Below are 14,105 nucleotides of genomic sequence, written 5' to 3'. Positions count from 1 at the left end.
CTCCAAGGGCCCCTGGCAGTACCTTCCGGAGCCGGCCTGCGGCCCAGCGGGTCTGCCGCGCCATGGCCGTGGCCGCGGCTGCCGCCCTGACCACAACCGCGTGTCTGGGCCCTACTGGCGGCGCCCGCGTGGAGCAGGCGGACGCGAGCGGTGACGGCACCCTGCGGATCGGGCTGATCCTCGACAACACCGGCCCACAGAGCTTCCTCAACGCCCCCCAGTTGGCTGCCGCAAAGCTTGCCGTGAAGGAAATCAACGCAGCGGGCGGCCACAAGGGCAAGCCGGTGGAGTTGCTCCCGGAGACCATCAGCGCGGACACCGGAGCGCAGGCCAAGGCGCTGGTGGCGGCCAAAGCCGACGTCGTCATTGGCCCCACGGACTCAAGCCGGGCTCCCGCCGCCATCGATGTCCTAGCCAACGCCAGGATCGCCGTGATTTCCCCCGCGAACACTGCCAGCGGGCTCAGCAGCTATGAGAGCGGCGGCTTCTATTTCCGGACTTCGGCGGCCGACATAGCGCAGGCCCCCGTGCTGGTCAAGCTCGCCACGGACAGCGCGGCCGCCACCCTCGCCGTGGTGTACGAGGAAGGCAGCTACGGCAAAGACGTGTCCACCGCCGTCGCCGCCGCCGCCCAGCGGTCCGGCCTCGGGTCCGTCGCCGTCGCGGGGTTCGCCCCGGGCCAGGCCCAGCAGGCGGCCGCTGCCGTGAAGGCGGCGGCTCCCGACGCCGTCGTGCTGGTCTCGCGGGCCGGGGCGCAGGGCGCCATCGCCGAGCTGAACAACGCCGGCGTAGCCGGAGCGAAGCTCATCCTCAGCGACGGTGCGGTCAACCAGTACGGCTCAGGCCTTGGATCCAGCGCACTCGGCGGTGCCCGGGGAATCCTGCCCGGGACCTTCGCCTCCGCGCACTTCCAGGCCGAGCTGGTGTCCGTGGATCCGGAGCTGGCGGACATGACCTTTGCCGCTGAGACGTACGACGCCGTCAACCTCGCCGCCGTTGCGGCCGCTGCGGCGGAGGACGACGCCGGAGCCTCCGTTGCGGCCAGCCTGATCGCCGTCTCGGGGGGCAGTGCCCAGGCGTCCGGCGGCTCCGGGCCTTCCGGCGAAGCCACGGTCTGCAAGAGCTACCAGGAATGCCTCGACGTCCTCCGGGCCGGCAAGCGGCCCGATTACGACGGTGAATCCGGGCGGATCGGCTTCGATGCCAACGGTGATGTCAGTTCCGCCAACTATGTCGTCTACACATACGGTGCGGACAACATGGCAACCATGAGCGGCAGCGAGACGGCCGGCAGCAACGGGAGTTAATCGCCCGTAGCGTATTGCGTCGCGCCGGAGCCCCGCCAGCCGGCGGTGCAGGGCGTTCCGTTGCGCGCACTGCTTGCACTCTCCCCGGGGGAGTGCTAATTATTGAGTTAGCACTCCCGCGTATCGACTGCTAAAACAACGCCCGGTTCGCCCGGCCGCGAAGTTGCAGCAGCCGCATCCGGGAGCGAAAGAAACACCTGGCTGGGGTGAGATTCCTGGCCCGGCGGCATACAGAGGCCGCGGGGCAAGGATCGTCCGTCGCGGGCACCGCAGCAAAGGTTCATTCTTAACGACTGTCCCGAAAGGACTACTGCCGTTATGGCCAAGATCATTGCATTTGATGAAGAGGCACGCCGCGGACTTGAGCGGGGCCTGAACATCCTCGCCGACGCCGTCAAGGTCACCCTCGGCCCGCGTGGACGCAACGTCGTCCTCGAAAAGAAGTGGGGCGCCCCCACGATCACCAACGATGGTGTTTCCATCGCCAAGGAGATCGAGCTGGAGGATCCTTACGAGAAGATCGGCGCCGAGCTGGTCAAGGAAGTTGCCAAGAAGACTGATGACGTCGCCGGCGACGGAACCACCACCGCCACCGTGCTGGCTCAGGCCCTGGTCAAGGAAGGCCTGCGCAACGTCGCGGCCGGCGCTGACCCCCTGTCCCTCAAGCGCGGCATCGAGAAGGCTGTCGAAGCTGTCACCCGCGAGCTCCTGGCCTCCGCCAAGGAAATCGAAACCAAGGAAGAGATTGCCGCCACCGCGTCGATCTCTGCCGGTGACAACGAGATTGGCGCCCTGATTGCCGAGGCCCTGGATAAGGTCGGCAAGGAAGGCGTCATCACCGTCGAGGAGTCGAACACGTTCGGCCTCGAGCTGGAGCTCACCGAAGGCATGCGCTTCGACAAGGGCTACATCTCCGCTTACTTCGTCACCGACGCTGAGCGCCAGGAAACGGTCCTCGAGGATCCGTACATCCTGATCGTCAACTCCAAGATCTCCAACGTCAAGGAACTGGTTGCTGTCCTCGAAAAGGTCATGCAGTCCTCCAAGCCGCTGCTGATCATTGCCGAAGACATCGAGGGCGAGGCCCTGGCCACCCTGATCGTCAACAAGATCCGTGGCACCTTCAAGTCCGTCGCCGTCAAGGCTCCGGGCTTCGGCGACCGCCGCAAGGCGCAGCTCGCCGACATCGCCATCCTCACCGGTGGCCAGGTCATCTCCGAGGAAGTCGGCCTCAAGCTTGAGACCGCTGGACTCGAACTCCTGGGCCGCGCCCGCAAGGTCGTTGTGACCAAGGATGAGACCACCATCGTCGAGGGTGCAGGTGACGCTGACCAGATTGCCGGCCGCGTTTCCCAGATCCGCGCCGAGATCGAGAACTCCGATTCGGATTACGACCGCGAGAAGCTGCAGGAACGCCTGGCCAAGCTGGCCGGCGGCGTTGCGGTCATCAAGGCCGGTGCCGCAACCGAGGTCGAGCTCAAGGAACGCAAGCACCGCATTGAGGACGCTGTCCGCAACGCCAAGGCTGCTGTTGAAGAGGGCATCGTCGCCGGCGGTGGCGTTGCCCTGATCCAGGCCGGTGCAAAGGCATTCGCCAACCTGCAGCTCGAAGGCGACGAGGCAACCGGTGCGAACATCGTCCGCGTTGCCATCGATGCCCCGCTGAAGCAGATCGCCTTCAACGCCGGCCTCGAGCCCGGCGTTGTCGTCGACAAGGTCCGCGGCCTGCCTGCCGGCCACGGCCTGAACGCAGCAACGGGCGAGTACGTCGACCTGCTGGCTGCCGGCATCAACGACCCGGTCAAGGTCACCCGCTCTGCCCTGCAGAACGCGGCTTCCATTGCCGGACTGTTCCTCACCACCGAGGCCGTCGTGGCCGACAAGCCGGAGAAGAACTCCCCAGCCATGGGCGGCGGCGACGACATGGGCGGCATGGGAGGCATGGGCGGTTTCTAACCACCCGGCTTCCGGCGCTGGCTGGTCCAGCGCTGAACCTCCAGTTCAACGACGGCGGTCCCACCTTCGGGTGGGGCCGCCGTCGGCGTTGAAGGCCCGGCCGGTCTGGCAGGATAGTGCAGTGACGATTACAGCAGCAGCCGACGGTTCGGCTTTAGGAAATCCCGGCCCGGCCGGATGGGCCTGGTACGTGAACGACGATTGCTGGCGGGCCGGGGGATGGCCGCACGGCACCAACAACATGGGCGAGCTCATGGCCGTGCTGGACCTGTTCCGCTCCACCGCGCACCTGGCGGGCGAGGACCTGCACATCCTCTGCGACAGCCAGTACGTCATCAACTCCGTCACTAAGTGGATGCCGGGCTGGAAACGCAAGGGCTGGCGCAAGTCCGACGGCAAGCCCGTCATGAACGTCGAGCTGCTCAAGGAGATCGACCAGGCGCTGGTCGGCCGCAAATACACCTTCGAATGGGTGCGCGGCCACGCCGGGCACGACCTGAATGAGGCGGCGGATGACCGCGCGAGGGCAGCCGCGACAGCGTACCAGCGGGGCGTCGCCGTCCGGCAGGGCCCCGGCTTCGGTGCCGCAGCCGAGGCGCCGGCTCCCTCAGCCGGGACCGCCCCCGCAGCCGCTCAGGGTCCGCAGACAGCGCAGGCCGCGCCGGCCCTGATCGGCCAGCAGCAGCTGTTTGGTGAAGCGTCGCTCTTTGATGAACCCGACCTCTTCAGCGAGCTCGATGAGGACACCATGCCCGCCCCGGGCACCGACGCGAGCCCGGAAGCCATCGTCGAGGCACTGGAACGCGAACTCCTCCGGCCCGAAACCCGTGCGGACCCCGGCCGCACCGGTGTGCTGCTGCACCCGGATTTCACCGAGATCGGCAGCTCAGGCCGGATCTGGACCCGGGATGCCGTGATGATGTCCCTCGAGGATCAGCCGGGAGCGCCCATCGAGCTGGAACTGCTGGGCGCGGACCGGCTGGGCGGACAAACGGTCCTCCTGACCTACCGCAGCCACGCCCGGTCAGGGACGGCCCTGCGCAGCTCCCTGTGGGTCCACGACGGCGCTCAGTGGCGGCTCCGCTTCCACCAGGGCACCCCCGAAGCCTGAGTCCTTCTCCGGCGTCGTGGCGGCCGCTCAGCTGAACCGCTGGGTATTGTGCAGCTCGGCCTGGGCGTAGCTGGCCGCTGCGGAGTTCAGCGCCAGGTTGATCGACGCCAGGGATGCCTCGACCTTCCCCTGGGTCAGGGCCCACTCGGCCACGAGGGCCTGGAAGTTGGTGGCTGCCGAGCCGCGCCACGTGGCCTGCAATTCATCGAGGCCGTGTTTCATGGCCTGGACGTCAGCGCTGATCCGGTCGACGGTGGCCTTGACGTTTGCCGACTTGAGCTGGAGGAGTTCCGTGTCGACGGAGATGATGCTCATGGGATGCCCTCTCTGCGGTGCCTGATCCGGAATCTCCGGACCCCTCGGGCCTAGGCAGGCCGCAGGGGCCCGGGGACCGCACGGTCCGGCTATGTGGAAACCTCCACGGGTCCGGGCTACTCCCCGTCACCGGAACGGGTGCCGGCATCCGGACCGTTATCCTCCGCCTCGTCCAGGAACGGCAGGCTGACCACCAGGGTGGCTCCGCCGCCGTCGGTCTTCGCGACCCGGACGGTGCCGGCATGCGAACCGACGATGGCCGCGACGATCGCCAGCCCCAGCCCGCTGCCTCCGGTTTCCCGGGTGCGGGAGGTGTCCGCGCGGTAGAACCGCTCGAAGATCCGTGCGGCTTCCTCGTCCGGGACGCCGGGGCCGTGGTCGCGGACTTCGATGAAGGACTGCCGGGCGCCGTCCGCGGCGGTCCGGACGCCGACAGCGAGTTCGATGGGCGTACCCTCGGGGGTGTAGCGCAGGGCGTTGCCCACGAGGTTCCCGACCACCTGGCGCAGCTTGGCCTCGTCGCCGAGCACCGGCGCCGGACCCGGGGGACCGCCGTCGAGCCCGGTCAGGGTTATGACGCGCCCGCGGTCGCTGGCCTGGGTGTCCACCACGGCGTCGTGGGCAATCAGCAGCAGATCGGCGGGCTTTTGCTGCAGCGGCCGCTGCTCATCGATCCGGGCCAGCAGCAACAGGTCCTCCACCATGGTTCCCATCCGCTTGGCTTCGCTTTCGATCCGCCCCATCGCGGTCGCCACGTCCTCCGGGGTGGACAAGGCGCCGTGCCGGTACAGCTCGGAGAAGCCGCGGATGGTCACGAGCGGGGTGCGCAGTTCGTGGGAGGCGTCAGCGGCGAAGCGGCGCATCCGCGCCTCGGAGGCCATCTTGGCGGCAAAGGCCGTCTCGATATGGGCGAGCATGGCATTGAGGGACCTGCCCAGCCGGCCCACCTCGGTGCTCGGGTTCTCGATCTCGACGCGCCGGGAGAGGTCGCCGGCGGCAATCGCCGCGGCGGTCTTTTCGACCCGGGCCAGCGGCCGGAAGGACCGCGAGATGCTCCAGGTGGCGATGAAGAACGCCAGCACCAGGGTCAGCAGCCCGACGCCGACAACCACCAGGGCGGCGTGCTCCATCACGGAATCCACCGGCCACAGCGGGAGCCCGATGACCACCACGGAGCTGCGCTGGTTGCTGTCGAGGACATTGAGCGCCACCACCCGCCAGTTGCGTCCGTCCGTGCCGCGGACCTGGAAAGGGGCCTGCTGGCGTTCCGCGGCATCGGCGGCGCTGATGCTGGCGATGTCCGGGCGGATTTCCTTATCGCCGCCGAATGGTATCGGCGTTTGTCCCGGCGCGAAAAGCATCAGCGAATAGTCAGTGGGGATGCTCTGGTTCTGGTCCTGCAGCTGCCTGAAGGACTGCTGCTGGACCACCGAGGCGACCGCGGCCCGGAGCTTGTCATCAACCTGCCCCTGCAGGTAGCTGTGCAGCAGGGTCAGGGTCCCGGCGCCGGTGGCGGTGAGGGCTACCAGCATCAGCGCGGTCATGATGGCAACAAGCTGCGACCGCAGCGACGCCGACTTCCAACGGTGCAGCAGCAAGGTCAGCGCTTCTCAGCCGTCCGCAGCACGTAGCCGACGCCCCGTTTGGTCTGGATCAGGGCCGGGGCGTCCGGATCAATGTCCACCTTGCGGCGCAGATACGAGATGTATGACTCGACAATCGAGGCATCACCGTTGAAGTCGTACTCCCACACGTGGTCCAGGATCTGGGCTTTGGACAGTACACGGTTGGGGTTCAGCATGAGGTAGCGCAGGAGCTTGAATTCGGTGGGGGACAGCTCGATCACGGTGCCGCCGCGGCGGACCTCGTGGGCGTCGTCATCGAGCTCCAGGTCATCGACGCGGATGACCGCATCGTCATCCTGCAGCGGCTGGGTGCGGCGGAGCACGGCACGAATGCGGGCCACCACCTCGTCGAGACTGAAGGGCTTGGTGACGTAGTCGTCGCCGCCCACGGTGAGGCCCATGACCTTGTCCTCGGTGTCATCCTTGGCGGTGAGGAAGAGAACGGGGAAGTGCTTGCCCGCGGCGCGCAGCCGGCGGGTGACGGTGAAGCCGTCCATATCCGGCAGCATGACGTCCAGGACCGCCAGGTCGGGGGAATGCAGATCGGCCGCCGCCAGGGCCTCGCGCCCGTTGGACGCCGAGACCACCTCAAAGCCGGCAAAGCGCAGCGAGGTGGACAGCAGTTCGCGGATGTTCGGTTCATCATCAACGACGAGCAGCTTGGCTTCAGGACCGTTCTTTTTCATGGTTCCCATGATCCTCCCAGAATCTGGGAGTTTTCTGAATGGAAGTTGTGTGTTGCGTGGGATCGGAGTGCCCGCCGGACGGCCCGGCCCGGCGGAGCGATCAGCACAAATGGTTCCCTGGGGCATTCCCCTGCGCCCACGGCGACATTAGAGTGGCCCTATCTAACTCACTCCGCCGCGCGCGGCACGGGCGCGGGTATCCAATGAAAAGGACACACAGTGACAACTGAGACTAATGCAGCGGACAGTGCGGGCCCCGGTGACCGGAGCATCCGAGACTGGGCGGATCTTGCTGAAGAGATGTGGTCCTACCTGACCGGCAAAGGCGCCGCAATCAACTACAACTTCATCGACATGACCATCGAAGTTCCCCGCGACATCGGCCCGGACGCGCCGCGCGCCACCTGGAAGCTCAACGGAAGCCTCCGCGTGACCACCAGCGACAAGGACGCCGCGGGTTCCGACGAGAACAGGGCCTGACCATGGCCCCGCGGTTCAGGGCCGACATCAACCTGGACTTTTCCCTCCAGGAGGCCTCCGGGGAGGAGGCCCGCGGAACGGTGAAGGCTGCCGGGAGGGAAGTGGTTGTTGCGCTGGACCGCATCGACGCCCTGAAGTCCCAGCGGCTGCCGTCCCTGGGCGATCTCAGGCCCCTGGCCAAGACGCTGGCGGACCAGGGTCTGACCGTCGTCGTGGACGGACCGGACGGCAGGATCATCAGCCTCGGCGCCGTCGAGGCTCCGGCCTCGCAGCGGGTGGTTACCAGGTCACCCCACATCAAGCTGGGAAAGCTGGGAGCGCTGGCGCCCATGCTGAAACGGGGCCGGCGTTCTCCGGCCCGGGGGGTTTCCCTGTTGCCGCCGGGGACCCTGTTGCCGTTGCTGCCGACGGTGAAGCGCAGGATTCCCCGGCGCATCACGACGACCCACTACACGCGAGGCGGCGGACGGCCGCGGTTGATTTTTGTTCAGGACTCGAAGTCCTGGAACGGACAGGTCCCGCGGGAGTTTAGTCTCACTGCGGAACGGGTGCGCATCGGCAGTGATGACTCCGTTGACCTTCAGCTTCCGGGACTCGACGGAGTGCATGCGGAAATAGTCCACAACGACCGGGATGAATATGTCCTGGTCCGGCACGGCAAAGTCACCGGCAGCTTCGGTCCGGACTCGACGTCGGTGTTGCGCACCGGCTCCCGCCTCCAGATGGGCCAGTGGTGCCTGGCGTTCTTCCGGGAAGAGTTTGCCGACCACGGACGCCCTTTCGGCGGCCGGAGCGGCGGCGAATTCGCCTACCAGCGCCCGCAGCGCGACCCGCGCACCGGAGCGCTGGAACAGGACGGGTCGACGTACATCCGCTAGTGCGGGGCCCCGGTCGAAAGGCGGCCTGCCCGGCACGCGGTGTGCCGGGTCAGTCGGTGGGGGAGCTGGAGCCGACGTCCCGGGCATCCATGATCCGGTAGGCGTAGCCCTGCTCGGCCAGGAACCGCTGGCGCTTGGCCGCGAAGTCCTGGTCCAGTGTGTCCCTGGCCACGAGGGAGTAGAAGCGGGCGGCGCGGCCGTCCTTCTTGGGACGCAGCAGACGGCCAAGGCGCTGGGCCTCCTCCTGCCGGGAGCCGAAGGACCCGGACACCTGGATCGCGACCGAGGCCTCGGGCAGGTCGATGGAGAAGTTGGCGACCTTGGACACCACGAGGGTCTGTACCTCGCCGGCGCGGAAGGCGTCAAAGAGCCGTTGGCGTTCCTTGACCGGGGTGTCGCCCTTGATCACCGGAGCGTTCAGGCGCTCGCCGATCTCGTCCAGCTGGTCGATGTACTGGCCGATCACCAGCAGCTGCTCGCCGGCGTGCCCGGCCACGAGCTGTTCCACCACCAGGGTCTTGGACTCGGACGTGGCGCACAGGCGGTACTTGTCCGCGTCCTCGGCCATCGCGTAGGCCACACGTTCGTCGCGGGGCAGGTCGATCCGGACCTCGACGCAGTCGGCCGGCGCGATATAACCCTGTGCCTCGATGTCCTTCCACGGCGCGTCGTAGCGCTTCGGACCAATCAGGCTGAAGACTTCGCCCTCGCGGCCGTCCTCGCGGACCAGGGTGGCGGTGAGGCCGAGTCTGCGGCGGGCCTGCAGGTCCGCCGTCATCCGGAAGATCGGGGCGGGCAGGAGGTGGACCTCGTCGTAGATGATGAGTCCCCAGTCATTGCCGTCCACCAGCTCCAGATGGGGGTAGAGCCCGCCCCGCTTGGTGGTCAGGACCTGGTACGTGGCGATTGTCACGGGACGGACTTCCTTGACGGAGCCGGAGTATTCGCCGATCTCCTCTTCGGTGAGGGAGGTCCGCTTGAGCAGCTCGTCCTTCCACTGCCGGGCGGACACGGTGTTGGTGACCAGGATCAGCGTTGTGGTGGAGCTGGTGGCCATCGCGGCTGCCCCCACCAGCGTTTTGCCTGCCCCGCAGGGAAGCACGACAACGCCGCTGCCCCCGGCCCAAAAGTTCTCCATCGCCAGTTGCTGGTAGGGGCGGAGCTTCCAGCCGGACTCGTCGAGCAGGATGGGGTGCGGGGTGCCGTCAACGTAGCCGGCCAGGTCCTCGGCGGGCCAGCCGATCTTGAGCAGCAGCTGCTTGAGCTGGCCGCGCTGGGAGGAGTGCACGACCACGGTTTCGCCGTCGATCCTTGGACCCAGTAACGGGGCGATCTTCTTGGCGCGGCTGACTTCCTCCAACACCGGATAGTCCGAGGTGCGCATGACGAGGCCGTGCTGGGGGTCCTTCTCGAGCCGCAGCCGGCCGTACCGGGACATCGTCTCTTCGATGTCGATCAGCAGGGAATGCGGGACCGGGAAGCGGGAGTACTTCAGCAGCGTGTCCAGCACCTTCTCGGCGTCCAGGCCGGCAGCCCGGGCGTTCCAGAGGCCCAGCGGCGTCAGCCGGTAGCTGTGGATGTGCTCGGGGGCGCGTTCCAGTTCGGCGAATGCGGCGATGGCGTGGCGTGCTTCGGTGGCGAGTTCGTGGTCCACTTCGAGCAGGATGGTTTTGTCACTCTGGACGATCAGCGGTCCATCGTTCACTGGAGCAATTCCTCTGCGGCTTCTACGTCAATAATCCGGTGGATGGACAGGACGCGTTCGGTTTCCTTGTCCGGGTCGAAGACCCGGACTCGTCCGCCGTTCACAGCTACCGGAACAACTGTTTCCCGCACGGCATTCCCCAGCCCGTCGACGACGTTCATCACCACACGCTGTTTGAGCCGGATCGCCTTCTGCAGGGTTTCCAGCCCCAGCTGCGTCGCTTCCTCACTGCCGGGGGCCGCGGCCGGATGCACGGAAGCGCCGCTGCCCGCGGTCCGTTCGCTGCGCAGTACTGCCAGCTGGGCGTCGACGTCGGCTTCCGGCGGGGCGGTGCGCGGGGCGCTGTAGACCGGCCGGACGCTGCCGGGAACCGCAGTGGTGCGGCGCAGCCGGAGGCCGCCTGCCTCGGATTCGTCCACCGCCGGGGACAGCCCCAGGCTCCGGAGCAGCTGGGCTGTTTCCCGCGGCGCGGCGTGCGAGACCAGCACGGTGGGGGCAATCCGGACCAAGCCGAGGCCGGCGGCGCCGGGTGTGTTGAGCAGCTCCAGGAGGGCCGTTTCGTCGTCGCTCTGGATGAAGCTTGCGGCGGACCCCACCCGGAGCCTGGCGTGGCGGGCGGCGGTGTCCTCGATCAGGTACTTCAGCGGCTGCGGGATCGCCGTGGCCGAGTGCAGGCCCAGGAAGTCCAGCATCGCCTGGGAGTCCTGGCCGGCGTCGAGCGCGCGCCGGACCGAGGCGACCGAGAAGCGGTAGATCGTGGCGGGGCCCTGGCCTTCGGCGTCGGCCATGGTGAGGAGCTTCTCGGTCAGGTCCGGCGCGAGGTAGCCGGGCGCCACTGCCGTCAGGTCGGCCTGGAGCAGGACGTGATTCAGGGCGGCCGGCAGGTGTTCGCCCAGGATGCCCGTCGCCTCATCGGGCCGTTCGGCGGCGATGGCCGCGCCGATCTGGCTGAGCGCGCCCGAGCCGATGAGGCCGAGCATTGCCGCCTCGGTCAGGATCCCGCGGACCAGCGAGCTGAAACGCCGCGCCATCCGGGGTTGGGTCCAGTCGGCGCGTTCCAGCACGGCCGCGGCGTCCAGGACCGGCGCCTGCCCGTCCTGGGCAGCGGCCTCTTCGGTCAGTTCGGCCAGGATTTCCAGGATCCGTTTCCGGACCACCGGGGCGTCCGGGCGCTGGGCTTCGGCCGAGAGCGCGTTGATGGTGCCGCCGGCTGCGCCGCGGTGCAGGGCCGGGACCGCGGCCTGGCCGTTGACGGGCTGGCCCACCAGGGACGGCGCCCGCTCGCTGGCGAGCCAGGCATTGACCAGCCAGAGCCACTGTTCCTGGCGCGGAAGCGCCAGCCATTCCAGCTGCGCCGGCTGGATCCAGGCGGAACTGTCCACATCCAGGCGGATGAGGCCGGACAGGGCGCACAACTCGGCCAGCACCCCGGCGTCGTGCGTCTCGACCCGCAGCCCGTCCGCGAGGCGCTTGAGCTCCCGCACACCCACGCCGCCGCTGCGCAGGGTGACGAGAGGCTGTTCGCGGACGCTGTACAGCAGTTCACCCACCAGCCGCAGGGTCTCGGCGATCGCGCCCAGGGCGGCGTTGCGGCGCAGCGCCGCGGAGGTCGAGCCCAGCCGCGGCACCGGGGGGGTCAGCGCGAACTTTTCGATGACAAAGCCGCCGCGCAACGAGACCCCGACGCTGTGCGGGAGCTCAACATGTGCGGCGTCCAGCGGCACCAGCAGCCCGCGGGCCAGGAGCCAGTCCACCGGCCCGACATCGGCGGCCTCGTGCAGCACGGAGGCGCGCCGTTGCGCTTGGGGAACGGCGCCCATGGCCCAGTTCCCGAAGCGTGCGAGCAGTGCGGGGGTGCGTTCCGGGGCGGTCGCCAGGATCTGCCGCAGCGAGTCCGGCGTGGCCGTCCAGTGCTGCAGCGACAGTGCGGCCTCCATCGGCGTGGCCGCGGGGGAGATGGCCGCGCCGCTGCGATGCAGTTCCCCGACGAGCTGGACCGCACGCTGGGCGAAGGCCGGCTGGAGCCGCACCAGTTCGGTGTAGCTGCGCCCGAGCCCGGCCGGGTAGATCCCGATGACGTCCTTGAGGCTGCCGACCGGCAAGTAGTAGCGCTGCTTTGATCCCGCGGACGGCGCGGCGCCGGGCGGAGGTGCCGCCCGGTGAATAAGGGCCAGTTCCTGGAGCGAATGCAGCATCTTGTCGATGGAGGTCAGAGTCGCGCCGTTGATCAGCTTCTTCAGCATCGGGGCCGAGGCGCTGTGCCCGGTGTCCGTGTTCGTGCACAGGTGCAGGGTTTCCAGGACCTGCATTTCCGGGCGGTTCAGCCGCTCCAGGGCCCGCTGCACGCTGACGCGGCCGCTCGCGCGGGCGGCGAGGGCGGCGAAGTCCGGCACGCCCGGGGAAATGAGGTCCGGCCGCGCGGAGAACAAGGCACGGAGCGAGTCATCGCTGCGTGCCTGCAGTTCCTTGCTCAGCGCGCGGATAAGAGACATCAGTGCAAGGCTACCTCTCGTCCGGCTCTCGCGTACGTCGCCGGGCTGCGACGTCGTCGATCACGAGCAAGAGCATAAGGAGGAAAGCCACCGGAAGCCCGTAGAGGGCGGCGGAGGTGATCCAGGCGGGCGACGCGGCATTGTTGAAGGCCATCGCCATCACGACGCCGATGGCCGTGAGCGACAGCACGGCGGCGGCAGCCGCGACAATCAACAGTGGCCGCCGGAAACGCAGTGGAGTCATGGAGCTAACGCTAACAGCCCGGCTTGTCCCGCGCCCCAAACGACCAAAGTGGGCCGGGCAGGATAACCTTGAAGGAACAGACCAACACGGTCCTGGCAGTCACACCCTGACCCCGCATATCAATGCGGATGCGATGACCGCCGGCCGTGTCACCAGCAGAACGAAGAAGGTTGATTACGTGCCTACCGGCAAGGTCAAGTGGTATGACAAGGAAAAGGGCTTCGGATTCCTCGCGGGCGAGGACGGCCAGGAAGTCTTCCTGCCAAAGTCCGCGCTGCCGGAGGGCGTAATCGACCTGAAGGCCGGCACCCGGGTTGAATTCGGCGTGGCCGACGGCCGCAAGGGCGCCCAGGCCCTGGGCCTGCGCGTGCTGGACAAGACACCGTCCATCGCCAAGGCCAAGCGGCCCAGCGCAAAGGATCTCGCCCCGCTGGTGCAGGATCTCGTCTCCGTGCTGGACAACCTGTCCGGAACCCTGTCCGCGGGCAAGTACCCGGAAGGCAACAAGGGCAAGGCGATCGCCGTCGCCCTGCGTAAGGTTGCCGACGAGCTGGACGCGTAGGGTTCTGGGATGACTCCGGAAACTGATCAGACCGCCTCCCGGGCCGCCGGGGACAAAAAAGCCGGAACCAAAGAGGGCAGCAAGCCGCGCGCCGGGGTACCCGCCTGGCGCACCGGCAAGCCCGATGCCTTCCTGGCCGCCGCCGTCGACGTCGCCCGCGCCGCCATCGAGGGCATCGCCCCCGCCGAACAGATCGGCCGGCACCTCGCGGCCAAGAGTGAGGGCGACCGCCTGGTCACGCACCTGTTCGAGTCAAAGCTGGCCGGCTATGGGGGCTGGCAGTGGTATGCCGTGCTCACCCGGAACTCCCGGTCCAAGGTTGTGACGGTCGACGAACTGGGGCTTTTGCCCTCCGAGGACTCGATCCTGGCACCCGTTTGGGTCCCGTGGGCCGAACGTGTCCGCCCCGGCGACGAACAGGGCGAGGACGAACTCACGGCAGCCGCAGGTACCGCACCGCCGGAGGACGCCGCCGGAGCCGACGCGCCCCTGGACGCGCTCGACGCCGCTGAGTCCGACGCCGACTCGGACGACGACGCGCCCCTGGACGCGCTCGACGCCGCTGAGTCCGACGCCGACTCGGACGACGACGTGCCCGAAGACGACTCCGACGATGCAGACGGCAACGCGGACGGTGCCGGCGACGAGTACGACGCCGACGATGTTGACGACGACGACGACGACGACGACGACGTCCCGGGCGGGGCTATCGAGGACGCCCCCGACGACGAGCTGCCCGCTGCG

The 14,105-nt window shown here is 68.0% G+C and carries 12 protein-coding genes and 1 pseudogene; 7 read left to right on the top strand and 6 right to left on the bottom strand.

Annotated elements, in window-relative coordinates; all coding sequences use genetic code 11:
* The first annotated feature begins 62 nt into the window (after positions 1 to 62).
* The 3 genes from ACZYZ3_RS09245 to ACZYZ3_RS09235 all read left to right on the top strand — a co-directional run bounded on the left by ACZYZ3_RS09245 (position 63) and on the right by ACZYZ3_RS09235 (position 4,374).
* Entirely contained in the window at positions 63 to 1,307 is a 1,245-nt protein-coding gene (locus ACZYZ3_RS09245) for an ABC transporter substrate-binding protein (protein ID WP_463963592.1), read from the top strand.
* Between the two features lie 318 nt (positions 1,308 to 1,625).
* On the top strand, positions 1,626 to 3,263 hold the full coding sequence (gene groL / locus ACZYZ3_RS09240) for a chaperonin GroEL (RefSeq protein ID WP_463963523.1): 1,638 nt from the start codon (positions 1,626 to 1,628) through the stop codon (positions 3,261 to 3,263).
* 121 nt (positions 3,264 to 3,384) lie between these two features.
* Positions 3,385 to 4,374, top strand: a complete 990-nt coding sequence (locus ACZYZ3_RS09235; RefSeq protein WP_463963522.1) for an RNase H family protein — start codon at positions 3,385 to 3,387, stop codon at positions 4,372 to 4,374.
* A 27-nt stretch (positions 4,375 to 4,401) separates the two neighbouring features.
* Here the strand turns inward: ACZYZ3_RS09235 and ACZYZ3_RS09230 are convergent, their stop codons facing one another.
* The 3 genes from ACZYZ3_RS09230 to ACZYZ3_RS09220 all read right to left on the bottom strand — a co-directional run bounded on the left by ACZYZ3_RS09230 (position 4,402) and on the right by ACZYZ3_RS09220 (position 7,000).
* Positions 4,402 to 4,689, bottom strand: a complete 288-nt coding sequence (locus ACZYZ3_RS09230; protein WP_463963521.1) for a WXG100 family type VII secretion target — start codon at positions 4,687 to 4,689, stop codon at positions 4,402 to 4,404.
* Between the two features lie 116 nt (positions 4,690 to 4,805).
* A complete protein-coding gene (locus ACZYZ3_RS09225) occupies positions 4,806 to 6,284 on the bottom strand; it encodes a sensor histidine kinase (RefSeq protein ID WP_463963591.1) in 1,479 nt (492 codons plus the stop codon).
* Positions 6,285 to 6,289: 5 nt separating this feature from the next.
* Positions 6,290 to 7,000, bottom strand: coding sequence for a response regulator transcription factor (locus tag ACZYZ3_RS09220; RefSeq protein WP_069952599.1), 711 nt, complete (start codon positions 6,998 to 7,000; stop codon positions 6,290 to 6,292).
* A gap of 219 nt (positions 7,001 to 7,219) precedes the next feature.
* Here ACZYZ3_RS09220 and ACZYZ3_RS09215 point away from each other — a divergent pair, with 219 nt between their 5' ends.
* Positions 7,220 to 7,480, top strand: a complete 261-nt coding sequence (locus ACZYZ3_RS09215; RefSeq protein ID WP_463963520.1) for a hypothetical protein — start codon at positions 7,220 to 7,222, stop codon at positions 7,478 to 7,480.
* A 2-nt stretch (positions 7,481 to 7,482) separates the two neighbouring features.
* Complete coding sequence (locus ACZYZ3_RS09210; protein ID WP_463963519.1) at positions 7,483 to 8,358, top strand: FHA domain-containing protein; 876 nt, start codon at positions 7,483 to 7,485, stop codon at positions 8,356 to 8,358.
* 49 nt (positions 8,359 to 8,407) lie between these two features.
* On the opposite strand, the gene ACZYZ3_RS09205 is transcribed toward ACZYZ3_RS09210, so the two are convergent.
* Genes ACZYZ3_RS09205 through ACZYZ3_RS09195 form a run of 3 tightly spaced genes read right to left on the bottom strand, consistent with a single transcriptional unit; the run spans position 8,408 to position 12,799 of the window.
* A complete protein-coding gene (locus tag ACZYZ3_RS09205) occupies positions 8,408 to 10,063 on the bottom strand; it encodes a DNA repair helicase XPB (RefSeq protein ID WP_463963518.1) in 1,656 nt (551 codons plus the stop codon).
* The gene (locus ACZYZ3_RS09200; protein ID WP_463963517.1) at positions 10,060 to 12,555 is read right to left on the bottom strand and encodes a helicase-associated domain-containing protein; all 2,496 of its coding nucleotides are present in this window, start codon (positions 12,553 to 12,555) and stop codon (positions 10,060 to 10,062) included. Before ACZYZ3_RS09200 ends, ACZYZ3_RS09205 begins: the two co-directional genes overlap by 4 nt.
* Positions 12,556 to 12,565: 10 nt before the next feature.
* On the bottom strand, positions 12,566 to 12,799 hold the full coding sequence (locus ACZYZ3_RS09195) for a hypothetical protein (RefSeq protein WP_463963516.1): 234 nt from the start codon (positions 12,797 to 12,799) through the stop codon (positions 12,566 to 12,568).
* A 178-nt stretch (positions 12,800 to 12,977) separates the two neighbouring features.
* On the opposite strand from ACZYZ3_RS09195, the gene ACZYZ3_RS09190 reads away from it, so the two are divergent.
* Together ACZYZ3_RS09190 and ACZYZ3_RS09185 are read left to right on the top strand one after the other, a co-directional pair.
* On the top strand, positions 12,978 to 13,361 hold the full coding sequence (locus ACZYZ3_RS09190) for a cold-shock protein (protein ID WP_463963515.1): 384 nt from the start codon (positions 12,978 to 12,980) through the stop codon (positions 13,359 to 13,361).
* A 9-nt stretch (positions 13,362 to 13,370) separates the two neighbouring features.
* A pseudogene (locus ACZYZ3_RS09185) lies at positions 13,371 to 13,943 on the top strand (DUF3027 domain-containing protein); the annotation flags it as partial.
* Positions 13,944 to 14,105 lie beyond the last annotated feature (162 nt).

This window comes from Pseudarthrobacter linnaei (assembly GCF_055412825.1).
The sequence above is the reverse complement of the archived record's forward strand: the minus strand, read 5'-3'. Positions and strand labels throughout refer to the sequence as shown.